The organism is Hypericibacter adhaerens (assembly GCF_008728835.1).
In the GTDB taxonomy this organism is placed as follows: Bacteria; Pseudomonadota; Alphaproteobacteria; order Dongiales; family Dongiaceae; genus Hypericibacter; species Hypericibacter adhaerens.
Genome location: NZ_CP042582.1, coordinates 4,867,223 through 4,881,866, shown reverse-complemented (window position 1 = coordinate 4,881,866; position 14,644 = coordinate 4,867,223). Strand labels below are relative to the sequence as shown.

The 14,644-nt window shown below is 68.1% G+C and carries 16 protein-coding genes and 1 tRNA gene; 6 read left to right on the top strand and 11 right to left on the bottom strand.

Going from position 1 to position 14,644, the window contains the following annotated elements; all coding sequences use genetic code 11:
* The first annotated feature begins 143 nt into the window (after positions 1-143).
* A tRNA-Leu gene (locus FRZ61_RS21815) sits at positions 144-230 on the top strand.
* Between the two features lie 126 nt (positions 231-356).
* On the opposite strand, the gene FRZ61_RS21810 is transcribed toward FRZ61_RS21815, so the two are convergent.
* The 8 genes from FRZ61_RS21810 to FRZ61_RS21775 form a co-directional block, all read right to left on the bottom strand.
* Positions 357-977, bottom strand: coding sequence for a dimethylsulfonioproprionate lyase family protein (locus FRZ61_RS21810; RefSeq protein WP_225308944.1), 621 nt, complete (start codon positions 975-977; stop codon positions 357-359).
* A 43-nt stretch (positions 978-1,020) separates the two neighbouring features.
* Positions 1,021-2,160, bottom strand: a complete 1,140-nt coding sequence (locus FRZ61_RS21805; protein WP_151119718.1) for an aromatic ring-hydroxylating oxygenase subunit alpha — start codon at positions 2,158-2,160, stop codon at positions 1,021-1,023.
* A gap of 152 nt (positions 2,161-2,312) precedes the next feature.
* On the bottom strand, positions 2,313-3,383 hold the full coding sequence (locus FRZ61_RS21800; RefSeq protein WP_151119717.1) for an alkene reductase: 1,071 nt from the start codon (positions 3,381-3,383) through the stop codon (positions 2,313-2,315).
* A gap of 69 nt (positions 3,384-3,452) precedes the next feature.
* Entirely contained in the window at positions 3,453-3,815 is a 363-nt protein-coding gene (locus tag FRZ61_RS21795; RefSeq protein WP_151119716.1) for a winged helix-turn-helix transcriptional regulator, read from the bottom strand.
* Positions 3,816-3,926: 111 nt separating this feature from the next.
* Positions 3,927-4,418, bottom strand: coding sequence for a GAF domain-containing protein (locus tag FRZ61_RS21790; protein ID WP_151119715.1), 492 nt, complete (start codon positions 4,416-4,418; stop codon positions 3,927-3,929).
* 42 nt (positions 4,419-4,460) lie between these two features.
* Positions 4,461-5,666, bottom strand: coding sequence for an MFS transporter (locus FRZ61_RS21785; RefSeq protein ID WP_151119714.1), 1,206 nt, complete (start codon positions 5,664-5,666; stop codon positions 4,461-4,463).
* A 278-nt stretch (positions 5,667-5,944) separates the two neighbouring features.
* Positions 5,945-6,313 (bottom strand): hypothetical protein, encoded by a 369-nt coding sequence (locus FRZ61_RS21780; protein ID WP_151119713.1) that lies wholly within the window; start codon positions 6,311-6,313, stop codon positions 5,945-5,947.
* 63 nt (positions 6,314-6,376) lie between these two features.
* Positions 6,377-7,204, bottom strand: a complete 828-nt coding sequence (locus FRZ61_RS21775) for a cobalamin-binding protein (protein ID WP_151119712.1) — start codon at positions 7,202-7,204, stop codon at positions 6,377-6,379.
* 240 nt (positions 7,205-7,444) lie between these two features.
* Here FRZ61_RS21775 and FRZ61_RS21770 point away from each other — a divergent pair, with 240 nt between their 5' ends.
* Positions 7,445-8,341 (top strand): hypothetical protein, encoded by an 897-nt coding sequence (locus FRZ61_RS21770; protein ID WP_225308943.1) that lies wholly within the window; start codon positions 7,445-7,447, stop codon positions 8,339-8,341.
* A gap of 54 nt (positions 8,342-8,395) precedes the next feature.
* On the opposite strand, the gene FRZ61_RS21765 is transcribed toward FRZ61_RS21770, so the two are convergent.
* On the bottom strand, positions 8,396-9,373 hold the full coding sequence (locus FRZ61_RS21765; RefSeq protein WP_151119711.1) for a malate dehydrogenase: 978 nt from the start codon (positions 9,371-9,373) through the stop codon (positions 8,396-8,398).
* 128 nt (positions 9,374-9,501) lie between these two features.
* The gene (locus FRZ61_RS21760) at positions 9,502-10,428 is read right to left on the bottom strand and encodes a LysR family transcriptional regulator (RefSeq protein WP_151119710.1); all 927 of its coding nucleotides are present in this window, start codon (positions 10,426-10,428) and stop codon (positions 9,502-9,504) included.
* Between the two features lie 123 nt (positions 10,429-10,551).
* Here FRZ61_RS21760 and FRZ61_RS21755 point away from each other — a divergent pair, with 123 nt between their 5' ends.
* On the top strand, positions 10,552-11,724 hold the full coding sequence (locus FRZ61_RS21755) for a TDT family transporter (protein WP_151119709.1): 1,173 nt from the start codon (positions 10,552-10,554) through the stop codon (positions 11,722-11,724).
* A gap of 15 nt (positions 11,725-11,739) precedes the next feature.
* Here FRZ61_RS21755 and FRZ61_RS21750 read toward each other — a convergent pair whose 3' ends face one another.
* Entirely contained in the window at positions 11,740-12,387 is a 648-nt protein-coding gene (locus tag FRZ61_RS21750; RefSeq protein WP_151119708.1) for a TetR/AcrR family transcriptional regulator, read from the bottom strand.
* A gap of 252 nt (positions 12,388-12,639) precedes the next feature.
* Between FRZ61_RS21750 and FRZ61_RS21745 the strand changes: the two genes are divergently transcribed.
* From FRZ61_RS21745 to FRZ61_RS21735, 3 genes are read left to right on the top strand one after another with little or no spacing between them, the layout of a single operon-like run.
* Positions 12,640-13,134, top strand: a complete 495-nt coding sequence (locus FRZ61_RS21745; RefSeq protein ID WP_151119707.1) for an anthrone oxygenase family protein — start codon at positions 12,640-12,642, stop codon at positions 13,132-13,134.
* Positions 13,135-13,185: 51 nt separating this feature from the next.
* Positions 13,186-13,776 carry a methylated-DNA--[protein]-cysteine S-methyltransferase gene (locus FRZ61_RS21740; protein WP_151119706.1) on the top strand — a complete coding sequence of 197 codons (591 nt, stop codon included), beginning with the start codon at positions 13,186-13,188 and terminating at the stop codon, positions 13,774-13,776.
* 11 nt (positions 13,777-13,787) lie between these two features.
* Positions 13,788-14,639, top strand: a complete 852-nt coding sequence (locus FRZ61_RS21735) for a helix-turn-helix transcriptional regulator (protein ID WP_151119705.1) — start codon at positions 13,788-13,790, stop codon at positions 14,637-14,639.
* Positions 14,640-14,644: the final 5 nt, after the last annotated feature.

The window sequence follows — 14,644 nt, the reverse complement described above, 5'->3', positions numbered from 1 at the left end:
TCCTGTAGCAGGGGCGCGGAATCCCGGCAAGCCGGGCGGACGCGGCGCTCCTTTTGATCACAGCCGACCAGGGGATCCGGAAACGCCCGAGGTTGCCTTGGCTGGCGCCCCGGCTATGATGCGCGCCGTTCGGCAGCGGCTAAGCCCCTCTGGCGGAACTGGTAGACGCACGGGACTCAAAATCCCGCGCCAGCAATGGCATGTCGGTTCGATTCCGACGGGGGGCACCATTCCCACATTCCAGGACGTCCCCTCTCCACATCCCGAGTTTGAGCGCTCGCCAAGGACGTTGCGGTTCGGCGAGGCGTTGCCCGTGGGCCGAAGGCCCTGCCGGCAGCGTCAGGAAGAGGAGCCGGTCAATGCCGGGAGGCGCCTGCCGACCAGAGACACCATATCGCCAGGAAAGGCGCAGCCCCCGATGCCATCGCGTGCGTGATATTGGGGACGTTATGGAATGTGCCGCCGATGCCGGGCTCGAACCAGGGGGCGGTGCCGTGCTGGAACCGCCCGGATGACAGCGCGAGATAAACTTCCTCCGGCGGATGACTGTGGTCGGGATAGCGCACATGCGGCGCCAACAGCGAGATACCGATCTGCAGCCCGGGGCGGCTTCTCACACCGTTGGGCCCGATGATCACCGCGTTGGCATGGCCATCCGCCCAATTGTCGCTCGCATGGGGGCCGGTGGTCGTGCGGCAGTACCAGCAAAGCTGCGGCTCCAAGGCGGCAAAGGCGTCCATGAGACGTGCAATTGCCCCCGAGGCAGCGCGGGCCGTCGCGATCGCCGCGGGAAGATACGAGCACGCCGGCAAGCGCCGGGGCATGCGGTCCATGTCTGCCCCGGCCGCGTCGACGGCGCCGCGGATCCGCGTCTCCATCGCCTTGACGGGCGGCTCGGCAGAGCCTGCCAAGGCATCAGCCAGGCTGCTCAGGAATTCGCGTATCGCTGCGCCGTCGTCTGCTGCCGGGTTGCGCACGGGTCCGGACATCCTCGTGCCGCCACCGCCATCCGTCCTGGATCTAGGCTGCCGCTCTCGCATAGGCATCGAGAATCAGGCCGTGGAAATGATGAAGCGCGTGCTCCGATTTGCCTGAACCCGCAGGGTCGTTGACGATCCGGCCCTGCTGGAAAGCCGGCGTGTTCATGCCTTTCTGAACGCTTTCCACCAGATTGATGTCCTCAACCTGGAGCACCTTGTCGAGATACTCGATCGCGGCTTTCTCGGTCTCGTCCGGCTCCGGCGTCTCAAGAAAGAAGTCGTAGGTCTCGAAGGTGCGGTCCGGCCCGGCGGGGACGATGTTCAGGACGATCATCGAGCTGCGGCCCGGATAGCGCATGAGACAGGTCGTCGGCCACAGCCACCAGACCGCGTGGGTGCGAACCTTGGCGTTGGAGGTGTCGTACGCCCGGTTCGTGGTCCTGCCGGCATCCGCCATATGGCTGGAATAGATCCCGTGCGTGGTCACCTTGTAGCTGTCCATATCGACGAGCGTGCAGAAGTCCTTGTGCGAGATCGGGCAGTGGTAGCATTCCAGGAAGTTGTCGACGACGTTCTTCCAGTTGGACTTGATGTCGTAGGTCAGGCGGTGACCGAATGTCAGCGTATCGATATCCGGCGCCCAGTGACGGATCTCGCTTTCGAGATTTCCCGACAGCTCGCGGAGCGGGAACGAGTTTCGGTCGAGGTTCACATAGATGAAGCCGCAGAATTCCTCGACCTGCACCGGCTCGAGCGAGATCGCCTTCGGATCGAAATCGATCAGATGCTCGGTGTGCGGCGCCCGCAGAAGCTCTCCGCTCAATCGATAGGTCCAGGCGTGGTATGGGCACATGATCTTGGTCGCATGCCCTTCGCCGGTGAGCAGTTTGTGCGCGCGGTGCTTGCAGACATTGTAGAAGGCCCGCAACATGCCTTCGCGGTCTCTGACGATGGCGATCGGCTTGTCGGCGATGTCGATCGTGACGAATGAGCCGGGCTGCCGAAGCTTCTCGGCATGGCACACCCATTGCCACGTCTTCGCGATGATTTCCGCCTGGTCGACCCGATACCAGCGCGGATCCGTATAGGCGTCGGCATTGAGCGACAGCGACTGGCTCGGGTCCGCATGGTAGCCGTGGCGGATCGCCGCGAATTGTTGCCGGGTCGGGTACTCGCCCACTTGCAACCTCCCTGTTCGCCTGAAGCGACCCTTCAGACACAGACATTGCGCGCAAAACAACGGCGCGGCTATGCCCGGATAGTCACCAAAGGAGGTTATTTAGCCATAGTCCGCTGGCCTCGTCATCGGTTGACTGCAGGTCGGTGTCGCGCTCAGGCCACCGCTTCTTCCAGTGCCGGATAGTCGGTATAGCCCGTGCGGTCGCTGCTGTAGATCGTGGCGGCATTGACGGCGTTGAGCGGCGCGTTGCGGCGGAAGCGCTCGACCAGGTCGGGATTGGCGATGTAGGGCCGGCCGAAGGCGGCGGCATCCGCTTCGCCTTTGGCGATCGCCTGTTCCGCGGATTCCTTCGTCAGCCCTTCATTGATGATGAGCGCGCCCTTGAAGAGCTTGCGCACCAGGAGGCCGATGCGCCGCTCCCCGGGATCGAGCGATTCGCGCGCGAAGATGAAGGCGAGATGGCGGGCATCGAGCTGCTCGGCCACATAGGAGAAGAGGGCGCGCGGATCGGAATCCCGCATCGAATGCGAGCTCGACATCAGGTTCAGATGGACGCCGATGCGGTCCGCCGGCCACAGGTCGAGCAGGGCGTCGACCGCTTCGAGCAGGAAGCGCGCGCGATTCTCGATCGAACCGCCATAACGGTCGGTGCGCTTGTTCGATCCGTCGTGCAGGAACTGGTCGAAGAGATAGCCGTTGGCGGCATGGATCTCGACGGCGTCGAAGCCGGCGCGCTTCGCGTTGACGGCGCCGCGCCGGAAATCCTCGACGATGCCGGGAATCTCGTCGGTTTCCAGCGCGCGCGGCACTGCATAGGGCCGCTGCGGCCGGAGCACGCTGACATTGCCTTCCGGCGCGATGGCGCTGGGAGCGACCGGCGGCTTGCCGTCATGGAAGCTCGGATCGGAGACCCGGCCCACATGCCAGAGCTGCGAGACGATCCGGCCGCCGGCGGCGTGGACCGCCTTGGTGACATCCGTCCAGCCGCGAACCTGATGCTCCGACCAGAGGCCCGGCGTGTTGGGATAGCCGACGCCTTGCGGGCTGACCGAGGTGGCTTCCGACAGGATGAGGCCGGCGCTCGCACGCTGCGCGTAATACTCGACATTCATCGGGCCGGGGCTGCGCTCGTCGAAGGCGCGCATCCGCGTCAGGGGCGCCATGACGATACGGTTCGGCAGGTTCAGAGCGCCGATTTTGACGGGGTCGAAGAGCGTGGGCATCGGTCTACCTTTTCGGTCGGGAGTGCAGAGGATTGATGGCGAATTGCTGCGGGTGGGGCCGGATGAGACTCAGCGCGCGGGTGCCGCAGTACTGTCGCGCGGTGCTTCCTCCCGCGCGGGAGCATGCTTCCTTCCCCAGGCGAGGAAGGCCTGCAGCACGGGCTGGAACTCCCGACCCGAGGCGGTCAGAACATATTCATGGCGGCTCGGACGGTCGCCGCAGCCGCGGCGCTCCAGGAGCCCCTGCGCGACCAGCCAGTTGAGGCGGCGCGTCAGGGTGTTGGAGCCGATTCCGAGGCTCTTCTGGAACTCGTCGAACCGCGTCTTGCCGAGCGCGGCATCGCGCAGAATCAGGATGCTCCACCACTCGCCCACCTTCTCCAGGCTGCGGGCGATGGGGCAGGCCATCTCATTGAAACACTTGCGTTTCATCGGGGGTGCCAGCGTCGAATGCTTCCATCCTGGAAGTATCAGCTAGTGGCTTCCATGATGGAAGTCAATGTCCTGGCCGACGGGACCGCGCGACTTTCTTCCGCGGGATCCCTACCAGCGGCTGGCGGCCATGTAGATCGCGGCGATCCGCTCGATGCCGGCCTGGTCCTCGGCGTCGAAGCGGGCCTCGCGCGGGCTGTCCAGGTCGAGCACGCCCCTGATGGTGTCGCCGTTCCTGAGCGGCACGACGAGCTCCGAGCGCGAGGCGGCATCGCAGGCGATATGGCCGGGGAAGGCATGGACGTCCTTCACCAGCATCGACCGGCGCTCGGCGACGGCCGTGCCGCAGACACCCTTCCCCACGGCGATGCGCACGCAGGCGGGCCGGCCCTGAAACGGGCCGAGCACGAGCTCGCGCTCGTTCTGCAGGAAATAGAAGCCGGCCCAGTTCAGCTCGGGCATCGCCTCGAACAGCAGCGCGGAGGTGTTGGCGGCGTTGGCGATCCGGTCGGGCTCGCCCTCGAGGAGGGCCGTGAGCTGCTCGGCGAGGTCGCGATAGAAGCCCGCCTTGTCGCCGCGGTCGATGGTCTTGGCTGCGAACATGAGAAGCCCTGTCTGCTCCGGGTCCGGGATCCGATCTCGATCCTAGGCCCGGCATTCGCAAGGCTGCAACGCGGAACGCTCCCGCCCGAAGGCCATGATGAGCGCTGTGGTCGCCAGCGTGCAAAGCCCGCCCAGCCAGAGCGCGCTCGGCACGCCGAGATGGTCGACCACCAGGCCGCCGACCAGGGCGCCGCTGCCGAGCGCCACCTGGATCACCGACACCAGCAGGGCGCTGACGCTTTCGAGCCGGTCGGGGGCGGCGGCGAAGATCCAGCTCTGGATCGCGATCGGCAGCAGGCCGAAGCCGAAGCCCCAGACCAGCGACCAGGTGACGGCGGCCGTGAGATCGGTGCCGGTCAGCACCAGCAGCAGCACCGCGCCGCCCAGGAGCGTCGTCGTTCCGGCGAGCGTCAGCTTGACGTGACGGCTCACCGCCCAGCCGCCGAAGATGTTGCCGAAGAAGCCGGTGAGGCCATAGCCGAGCAGCAGCAGGCTCAGCGTGCGCGGATCGATATGGGTCGCCTGGTCGAGGAAAGGCGCGATGTAGGTATAGGCGGCGAACTGGCCGACGAAGATCAGCACGCTGGCGGCGAGTCCGATCCGTATCATCGGCCGCCGGAACAGGCCGGGGATCTGCAACAGGCCTGTCGAGGCTTGCGGCGCCAGGCGCGGCAGGACGAGGACCAGGGCGGCAAGCACCAGGAGTGCCAAGCCGGCCGCGGCACCGAAGGTGAAGCGCCAACCGAGAAGGTCGCCGACGAAGGTACCGGCGGGCACACCGGCGACGGTGCCGAGCGAGATGCCGGAGAGGATGAGCGAGGTCGCGCGCGCACCCTCGGGCCCCGGACGCATGCGCAAGCCCAGCGAAGCGCCCATGGTCCAGAAGCCGCCGACCGCGATGCCGAGCAGCACGCGGCCCATGAGCAGCGTCGCGAAGCCGGAGGCGGTCGCGACCAGCGTGTTGGAGACCGCCAGCATCGCGAGGAAGAACCAGAGCACATAGCGCCGGTCGATGCGTCCGGCAAAGCCGATGGTGAGCGGAGCCGCGAGGGCCGCGAGGAAGGCGGGCGCCGTCACCATCAGGCCGGCCTGGCCCTCGGTGACGCCGAGATCGCGCGCGATCTGCGGCAGGAGGCCGACCGGCAGGAATTCCGTGGTGACCAGCGCGAAGGCGCCGGTGCCGACCGCGGTCACCGCCAGCCAGGAAGCGGCCGGCACGGTGGCGCCGGCGGACGATTCATCCGTCATGACGAGTCCTCGAGATGCGGCGACCGAAAGAGCACCGTCCGCGGAGCGCCGCGACGATCGCTTTCGTCAGCCGAATTGTGAGTGAAGAATGTGGTGCCGTGAAAGCTGCCCGAACCGTCCGCCGATGGCAAGCGGTGCGCGCGAGTCAGCTGCGTGCAGAGACCTCGCTCGAAGCGAGGTCTTTCACGATGAAACAAACGAGATGTCGATCGGATCGCCGGCACCGGTTCATGTCGCTGCCGTTTCATCATCGGCAGCGGAGAAGCCCGAGCGACGAGTTACTGCCCCGCCGGCTTCGGTTCGTAGGGCGCGATCGCAGGACAAGTCTGCAGCGCATCCATCTCGAACTGCGCCTGATCGTCCATCGGCGGGCCGAGCTTCTCCTCCGAAGTATTTTCCAGCAAGGCCTTGCGCCAGCCGGGCTGCAGATGCTTGGCGCCGACCTTGGCGAGGCAGCCGCAATTGGTTTGCACCTCGGCCGGCGTCTGGCCGAGCACTCCCTGCTTGACGCAACGCGCCGCGAGAAGCTGCTGGAGCTGCTGCGTATCGGCCGCCTCGTCGGCGCGGGCCGCGACGGCAGCGGAACCCATGAGACAGAGCAGCAAGACGGCCCCGCGCGAGGCGGCGCGGGCGGAAGACGGCAACATGGCGAATCCCCTGGGGCGTGCTCCCGGCCCGACGAAGGGCGGTCCCCCTTGCTGTCGAGAATACTACGGCAGGGCGAACGGCGGCAGGGGCTCGATGGCGTCCCGGTGCGGGTGATCCTGCCAGAGGACGGCGGCGATGGCATCGAGCCCGTCGGTGAGGGCGGCCGGGCCCGGCTGCAGGATGAGCGAGGATTTGATCTCGTGGATGTGGCCTCGGGCCACCGCAGGAATCGCGTCCCACCCCGCGCGGCTCGCGATCTTCGGGATCGCCACCTTCTTGCCGCACCAGGAGGCGAGGATGATGTCGGGCCTGGCGGCGATCACGGCTTCGGCGGCAACGATGCGGTCCTTCGCGGCGGCCTGTGTCGCCCGGTCGGCGAAGACATCGATGCCGCCCGCGATCCCGATCAGCTCCGAGACCCAGCCGATGCCCGGGATCATCGGCTCGTCCCATTCCTCGAAATAGACCCTCGGGCGCGGCGAGAGCCGCCCGGCCCGGCGCCGGATCTCCTCCAGCCTCGCGGTCAGCCGGTCGGCGAGGCGGGCGCCCTTGTCGCCCTGGCCCACCATTGCGCCCAGCATGCGGATCATGGCGAGGATGCCGGCGACATCGCGCTGGTTGAAGCCATGCACCGCGATGCCGTGGCGGATCAGCTCGGCCGCGATCTCGGCCTGGAGATCCGAGAAGGTCAGGACCAGGTCGGGCTTCAGCGCCAGGATGCGATCGATCCGGGCCGAGGTGAAGGCCGAGACCCGGGGCTTGTCGCGCCGCGCCTCGGGCGGGCGCACCACATAGCCCGAGATGCCGACGATGCGGTCCTGCTCGCCCAGGAGGTAGAGCGTCTCCACGGTCTCCTCGGTCAGGCAGACGATGCGCTCAGGCGGAAACATGGGGGTTCTCGGTCGGCAACATGATCTTCGGCCCGCCCGCGTCGCGCCGGCGGCGCGAGTCCGGGAGGCCCCAGATTGCACCATTGCGGAACGATCCGGCAGCGCCCGCGTTGAGACGAGGGGCCAATAGCGCTGAGGAGATTCCCATGGGCCTGGGCCGTTCGTTGCTGCTGTTCCTGCTGGGGGTGCCGATCCCCGTCATCATTCTTCTGGCCTTGTTCTGGCGATAGGAGGCGGACGATGGTCGCGACCACGAACATCGCCGGCACGGCCGCGTTGCGGCCCGCCGTCGAGGCGGACCTGGCGGGGGAGGAGACGTCCCACAGCGCCGTGGCCTGGAGCGCCATCTTCGTCGGCGCGGTCGCCGCGATGGCGACGAGCCTGGTGCTCATGATCCTGGGTTCCGGCCTGGGCTTGACCATGGTCTCGCCCTGGGAGAATCGCGGCGCCTCGGCAGCGACGGCGGGTGTCGCCGCGGTGATCTGGATCGTGGTGGTGCAGTGGCTGGCCTCCGCGCTGGGCGGCTACCTGACGGGCCGGCTGCGGGCGAAATGGGTCCGGATCCATACCGACGAGGTCTTCTTCCGCGACACCGCCCATGGTTTTCTCGCCTGGGCACTGGCGACGGTGGCCGGGGCTTCGCTCTTCGCCCTGATGACGGCCTGGAGCGTGGCGGGCGCGGCCCGCGGTGCCACCGAAGCGGCGGCGAATGCGGCTCCCGCGGCCGCGCAGGCGATGGCGTCGCGCGACGGGGACGAGGGATATTTCGCCGACCTGCTGATGCGGACGACCAATCCCGTCGTCGATGTCAGCAAGGTCGACAATCGCCTGGAGACGCTGCGCATCCTCTCCCGCAGCCAGCAGGAGGGGACGGTGACGCTGTCAGCCGAAGACCGGACCTATCTGGGGCAGATGGTGGCCGCCCGGACCGGCATGAACCAGGCCGAGGCGGAGACGCGCGTCGATGCCATCGTGGCTCAGCTCAACGATGCGCAGCAAAAGGCGCGGGCCGCCGCCGACGAGGCCCGCAAGCGCACCGCGCAGCTCTCGATCATGGTCGCGCTGTCGATGGTGGTCGGCGCCTTCATTGCCAGCGCGGCGGCGGCCCTGGGCGGCCAGGGCCGCGACGGAGTCTGACCCTGGCATCACCGGTCGGGCGCTGCGAGGGCGCTCGACCGGCATGAATGCGCTTCAGGATTTCGCGATCGCCGCCAGCTCTTCCTTGAGCTCGCCGATCGTCCGGTCGAGCATCGAGCGCGCGAACTCGTCGATGGGCAGGCCGGTCACCCGATGGTACTGGCCGGGGGTGCAGGTCACGGGCACGCCGCAGATGAGCCCCTTGGGAATCCCGTAGCTGCCGTCGGAGGGAACGCCCATCGAGACCCAGCGGCCGTTCGTGCCCTGGAACCAGTCCCGCATGTGATCGATCGCGGCATTGGCCGCCGAGGCGGCGGAGGAGGCGCCGCGCGCCTCGATGACGGCCGTGCCGCGCTGGGCGACCGTCGGGATGAGCTTGCTCTTGTACCAGTCCCCATCGCCGATGAGATCCGGCAGGCTCTTGCCGTTCGCGGTGGCGAAGCGCCAGTCCGGGAACATGGTGGGCGAATGATTGCCCCAGACGGCGACGCGGTCGAGCGAGCCGACGGGAACGCCCGCCTTCGCCGCGAACTGCGACAGGGCGCGGTTATGATCGAGCCGCAGCATCGCGGTGATGTTCTCGGTCGGGAATCCGGGCGCATTCGCGGCGAGGATGGCGGCGTTGGTGTTGGCGGGGTTGCCGACCACGATCACGCGCGCCTCGCGCCGCGCCGCCTTGTCGAGAGCCTGGCCTTGCACCTTGAAGATCTCGGCATTGGCGAGCAGCAGGTCGCGCCGTTCCATGCCCTTGCTGCGCGGCCGGGCACCGATCAGGAAGGCCGCGTCGGTATCACGGAATGCCACGGCCGGATCGTCGGTGACCACCACCCCGGCCAGGAGCGGAAAGGCGCAATCCTCGAGCTCCATCACCACGCCGCGGACGGCCGGGAGGGCCTGCGGTATTTCGAGCAGCTGCAGGATGACCGGCTGATCGGGCCCGAACACGTCGCCCTTGGCGAGGCGGAACAGGAGCGAGTAGCAGATCTGGCCGGCGGCGCCCGTGACGGTGACGCGCTTGGCGGAATGCGGCATCCGAGGTCTCCTTCGATGATGGGATCGGCCATCATCTAGGATGTTTGGCGGATGGAATCCAATCGATAACTGTGATGAATCGGTTTCAGCTTTGCATTAAACCCTTGTCATCGCGCGGATTTGCGATCTCATCTCGCGCGTGGCTTTCGGCCCGGGGGCCTGGGACGGGAGGGGCCGGCTTCGGCCAGCGTGGCCAGCAGCGCGTCGGCAAGGCGGCTGCGAGGGCGGTTTCTGTGGGCGAGCAGGTGGAACTCGCGCTCGGGCAGCTTCACCGGCAATTGGCGCAGCAGGCCGGCCTCGATGCCGGGCGCGGCCACCGAGGCGGAAATGGCGGTGGCGCCGAGGCCTGCCTCGACCGCGGCCCGCACCGCCTCGTTCGAGGGCAGCTCCATCGCGATCCGCAGATCCCGGGCGCCGACGCCGAGGCGCGATAGCGCCTGCTCGAAGACGGAGCGCGTGCCCGATCCCGGCTCGCGCAGCACCCATTCGCCGCCGGCGAGATCCTTCGGCGCGAGCTTCGTCGCGTCCGCCCAGGGATGCTCGGGACCGACGACGAGGACGAGCTGGTCCCGCGCGACGGGCTTGCTGACCAGAGCGGCGCTTTCCACCGCGCCCTCGACGAAGCCCAGCTCCGCCATGCCGGTCTCGATCGCCTCGGCCACCTGTGCGGTGTTGCCGATCGTGAGCCGGATCTCGATGCGCGGATGGCGGCGCTGGAACGCGACCAGGTGGCGCGGCAACCAGTAGCTCGCGATGGTCTGGCTCGCCTGGACCGCAAGCGTGCCGCGTTCGAGCTTGTCGAACTCGCTCAGGGTCCGCTCCGCATGCTCCACCTGCGCCAGGATCGTCCGCGCCTCCGCCAGGAGAGTGCGGCCTGCCTCCGTGAGCTCGATGCGGCGGCCGACGCGATCGAACAGCCTCGTCCCGTACTGCGCCTCCAGCACCGCGACGGCGTGGCTCGCCGCCGACTGCGCCAGATTGAGCGCCCGCGCCGCCTGGGTGACATGCTGCCGTTCGGCGACCGCCACGAAGATGCGGAGCTGCTCCAGGGTCATCGGCCGTATCCCGTTCGATCTTATATTGAGATCATAATCATAGATTCCATCTATTGGAAAGATCGATTGGGAGTGCGTAGCTTCTCGTGCGTCGAGGCCATCACCCGCACGAAACCGCTTCCCATGACCCATGCCCGCAGAGCCCTGCAACCGGTCGCCGATGGCGAAATGGCGCCGGGGCTGGCGATCGTCCGCCAGTTCACGCCGAACTGGTTCACCGCGACCATGGGCACGGGTGCGCTGGCGCTGACGCTCAACCAGTCCCCGCTCGCCCTCCCGGGCCTGCATCCGCTGGCGGTCGGCCTCTGGCTCGCCAACATCCTGCTCTTCTCGCTGTTCAGCCTGCTCTATGCGGCGCGCTGGGCGATCTTCTTCGACGAGGCGCGGCGCATCTTCCAGCACCCGGTCATGTCGATGTTCTTCGGCGCGATCCCGATGGGGCTGGCCACCATCGTCAACGGCTTCCTCGCCTTCGGACCCGCCCTGATCGGCGATGCGGCGATCGTCATCGCCCATGGGCTGTGGTGGATCGACGCCGCGCTGTCGCTCCTCTGCGGAATCGCCATTCCCTATTTCATGTTCACGCGCCAGGAGCACAGCATCGAGAAGCTGACGGCCGTCTGGCTCCTGCCGATCGTGGCCTGCGAGGTCGCGGCCGCGAGCGCCGGGCTGCTGGCGCCGCATCTGGCGGCCCCGGACGCCTTCCTCGTTCTCGTGCTGGGCTATGGGCTCTGGGCCTGCTCGGTGCCGCTCGCCATGAGCATCCTCGTGCTCCTGGTGCTGCGGCTGGTCCTGCACAAGCTGCCGGAACGCGATCTGGGCGTCTCCGCCTGGCTGGCGCTGGGGCCGATCGGCACCGGCGCCCTGGGCCTGCTGCTGCTGGGCAGCGATGCGCCCGCCATCTTCGCGGCGAACGGCCTGGCCGGCATCGGCGAGGTGGCGCTCGGGCTCGGCGTCATCGGCGGCATCCTGCTGTGGGGCTATGGCGCCTGGTGGCTGGCCCTGGCGGTGCTGAAGACGATCCGCTATCTGCGCGAGGGGCTGCCCTTCAATCTCGGCTGGTGGGGCTTCACCTTCCCGCTGGCCGTCTATGCCCTGGCGACGCTCGCCCTGGCGCGGGCGACGCGGCTCGAGCTGTTCGCGGCGATCGGCGGCGGCCTCGTCGTCTGCCTCGCGATCTTCTGGATCATCGTCGCGACCCGGACGCTCGAGGGCGCCTGGACGCGGCGGCTCTTCGTGGCGCCCTGCCTCGCCGGCCCGAAGGCGCCGGCGCGTTTCGAGGCGGATGCCGTCTAGCCCGGCGCCCGGGCGCTAGCCGGCGGCCAGCTCGCGCAGCACCATGCGCTTGTAGCTCGCGACCAGCCGGTCGCCCTCGGGGCGATCGACCGAGATGGCGAGCCGCATGGTCGCCTCGCCGAGCTGCATGATGAGAAAGGCCCTGGCTTCGAGCGCCGCCCGGTCCGCCGCGGGCTCGAGCCGCGCCAGGGTCGCCGCCAGCACCGCGCCGTTGGCGCGACTGTCGGCGAGGTCGATCTCGCGCAGGCCCTTGTCGGCCTGGACGCCCGAGCCGATGTCGCGCATCACGGGTTCCTTCAGGAACAGGCCATAGTAGGTGTCGACCAGCTCGCCGAAAGCGCGGACGAGATCGTCGCGCGTCCGCACGGCCGCCAGCGCCGCCGCGATGCAGGCGCGACCTTGCGCGTTGTAGCGCTCGGCCAGCAGGCGGAGGATCGCCGCCTTGTCCGGGAAATACTGGTAGAGCGAGCCGATCGAGACGCCGGCCTTCCTGGCCAGCTCGGCCATGCGCATCGCCTCGCTGCCCTCGGCGGCGATGATGTCAGTGGCCGTCGCCAGGATCCGCTCGACCCGCTCGCGCGCCCGCCGCTGGCTGGGCGCGCGGCGCAGGGGAGAGGGGGCGGGCGGAACGGGATCGAGAAGAAGGGCAGGGACGGAGGACACGCTCTCTCCATGAAACGCGCCGCGCCTCTTCTCACGACCTCCGGTCCTCCTTCGTCATCCCCGCGAAAGCGGGGATCCATCTTGAGCCGGCGCGTCGAGTGTCGGGATGGGGCCCCGCTTTCGCGGGGGTGACGAGGGGGTAAGCGGCAGGTGACGAGGAAAGGGCGCCATTTGGCAAATTCGTTGACTCCCAAAATATGAGCCTTTATCACTTTTGTAAATATGAATATTCCTCATATTCAGGAGAACCCCATGAGCGACCGGCTGATCACAGGCCTGATCTTCCTCTCGACCCTGGGCACCGGGCTGGTGGCCGGGGTTTTCTTCGCTTTTTCGAGCTTCGTCATGGGTGCCCTGGCGCGGCTGCCGGCGGCGCAGGGGATCGCGGCGATGCAGTCGATCAACATCGTGGTGATCACCCCGCTGTTCCTGGGCACCATGTTCGGGACCGGGCTCCTCTGTCTGGCTTTGCTGGCCGCGGCGGTCTCGGGCTGGGAAGAGCCGCGCAGCCTCTGGCTGCTGGCGGGCGGGCTGCTCTACCTGATCGGCACCGTGGTCGTCACGATGGTCTTCAACGTGCCGCGCAACGACGCGCTGGCGGCGGCCGATCCTGGCAGCGCCGAGGGCGCCTCGCTCTGGCTGCGCTACTTACGCGAATGGACGCTGTGGAACCATGTCCGTGCGGTGACAGGTCTCGCGGCGATGGCGGCCTTCCTGCTCGCCCTGCGTTTGCCCGCCGCCGAATAGCAAGATTCGGCAAGTCCGCGAGCGCCGGCGGCGATATGCTGGCGCGACACCATGACCGATCAAGGCTACACGCTTTTCGACACGGCGATCGGACGCTGCGCCCTCGGCTGGAACCGACAGGGCGTGGTGGCGCTGCAGCTGCCCGAGCCCAGCGACGCGGCCACGCGCGCCAGGCTGCGCCGCCGTCATCCCGGCCTCGAGCAGGCATCCCCGCCCCCGGCCATCGAGCAAGCCATCGCCGCGATCGTGGCGCTGCTCGAAGGCAAGCCGAGCGATCTCTCCTTCGTTGCGCTCGACATGACGCCGGTGCCCGCGTTCAACCGCCGGGTCTATGAGATCGCGCGCCGCATTCCGCCGGGCCGGACGCGGACCTATGGCGAGATCGCGATCGAGCTCGGCGATCGCGCGCTGGCGCGCGATGTCGGGCAGGCGCTGGGTCAGAACCCCTTCGCCATCATCGTGCCCTGCCATCGGGTGATGGGCGCCAACGGCAAGCTCACCGGCTTCTCCGCCAATGGCGGCATCGAGACCAAGCTGCGCATGCTCGGCATCGAGGGCGCCCAGATCGGCAGCACCCCGACGCTGTTCGAGAGCCTGCCGGCGATGGCGAAGCCGGCCCGCGCGCCGGCGCGCCGCCATTAGGAGCGGCTGGCATGCCGATGCGCATCTTGCGGCAGAGCGCCTCGATCACGGCGAGCGACTATCGCTGCAGCGCCCGGCTGGGCGACCGGCCCTTCGCCGAATGCCACACCGGTTACACCATGGCCTATCTGCGCGAGGGCAGCTTTGGCTATCGCGCGCAAGGTCGCGCCCATGAGCTGGTGACGGGCTCCATCCTGATCGGGCGGCCCGGTGTCGAATATGTCTGCAGCCACGATCATGTCTGCGGCGACGAATGCCTGGCGTTCGATCTGGTGCCGTCCCTGGTCGAGGCGCTGGCGCCGGGCGGGACCGAGATATGGCAGGCCGGCGCCTTGCCGCCGCTGCCCGAGCTGATGGTGTTGGGCGAACTGGCGCAGGCCGCCGCCGAGGGTCGCAGCGATGTCGACATCGCCGAAGCCGGCATGGCGCTCGCCGGGCGCGTGGCGAAAATCGTCTCCGGGAAAACGGGGCCGGCCGCGGCGGTGACGGCGCGCGATCGTCGCCGCGCCGTCGAGGCGGCGCTCTGGATCGACGAGAACGCGCCGGAGCCGATCGATCTCGACAAGGCGGCGCATGCCGCGGGCCTCAGCCCGTTCCACTTCCTGCGCCTGTTTCGCCGCGCGCTCGGCGTGACGCCGCATCAATATCTGATCCGCGCGCGGCTGCGCCGGGCCGCCCGGCGTCTCGCCGAGGATGACAGCCCGATCACGGCGATCGCCTACGAGGTGGGCTTCGCCGATCTCTCCAATTTCGTGCGCAGCTTTCATCGCGCGGCCGGCGTTTCGCCGCGGCGCTTCCGCAGGACGGCGCGGGGCGATCGCAAGTTCTTCCAAGAACGGATCGGTGCCGCGCTCCTAGCATGATCCTC

Coding starts and splice junctions, on each gene's coding strand:
- FRZ61_RS21800 (WP_151119717.1), bottom strand. CDS start 3,383: ATGCCCACGCTCTTCGACCCCGTCAAAATCGGCGCTCTGAACCTGCCG.
- FRZ61_RS21795 (WP_151119716.1), bottom strand. CDS start 3,815: ATGAAACGCAAGTGTTTCAATGAGATGGCCTGCCCCATCGCCCGCAGC.
- FRZ61_RS21790 (WP_151119715.1), bottom strand. CDS start 4,418: ATGTTCGCAGCCAAGACCATCGACCGCGGCGACAAGGCGGGCTTCTAT.
- FRZ61_RS21785 (WP_151119714.1), bottom strand. CDS start 5,666: ATGACGGATGAATCGTCCGCCGGCGCCACCGTGCCGGCCGCTTCCTGG.
- FRZ61_RS21780 (WP_151119713.1), bottom strand. CDS start 6,313: ATGTTGCCGTCTTCCGCCCGCGCCGCCTCGCGCGGGGCCGTCTTGCTG.
- FRZ61_RS21775 (WP_151119712.1), bottom strand. CDS start 7,204: ATGTTTCCGCCTGAGCGCATCGTCTGCCTGACCGAGGAGACCGTGGAG.
- FRZ61_RS21770 (WP_225308943.1), top strand. CDS start 7,445: ATGGTCGCGACCACGAACATCGCCGGCACGGCCGCGTTGCGGCCCGCC.
- FRZ61_RS21765 (WP_151119711.1), bottom strand. CDS start 9,373: ATGCCGCATTCCGCCAAGCGCGTCACCGTCACGGGCGCCGCCGGCCAG.
- FRZ61_RS21760 (WP_151119710.1), bottom strand. CDS start 10,428: ATGACCCTGGAGCAGCTCCGCATCTTCGTGGCGGTCGCCGAACGGCAG.
- FRZ61_RS21755 (WP_151119709.1), top strand. CDS start 10,552: ATGACCCATGCCCGCAGAGCCCTGCAACCGGTCGCCGATGGCGAAATG.
- FRZ61_RS21745 (WP_151119707.1), top strand. CDS start 12,640: ATGAGCGACCGGCTGATCACAGGCCTGATCTTCCTCTCGACCCTGGGC.
- FRZ61_RS21740 (WP_151119706.1), top strand. CDS start 13,186: ATGACCGATCAAGGCTACACGCTTTTCGACACGGCGATCGGACGCTGC.
- FRZ61_RS21735 (WP_151119705.1), top strand. CDS start 13,788: ATGCCGATGCGCATCTTGCGGCAGAGCGCCTCGATCACGGCGAGCGAC.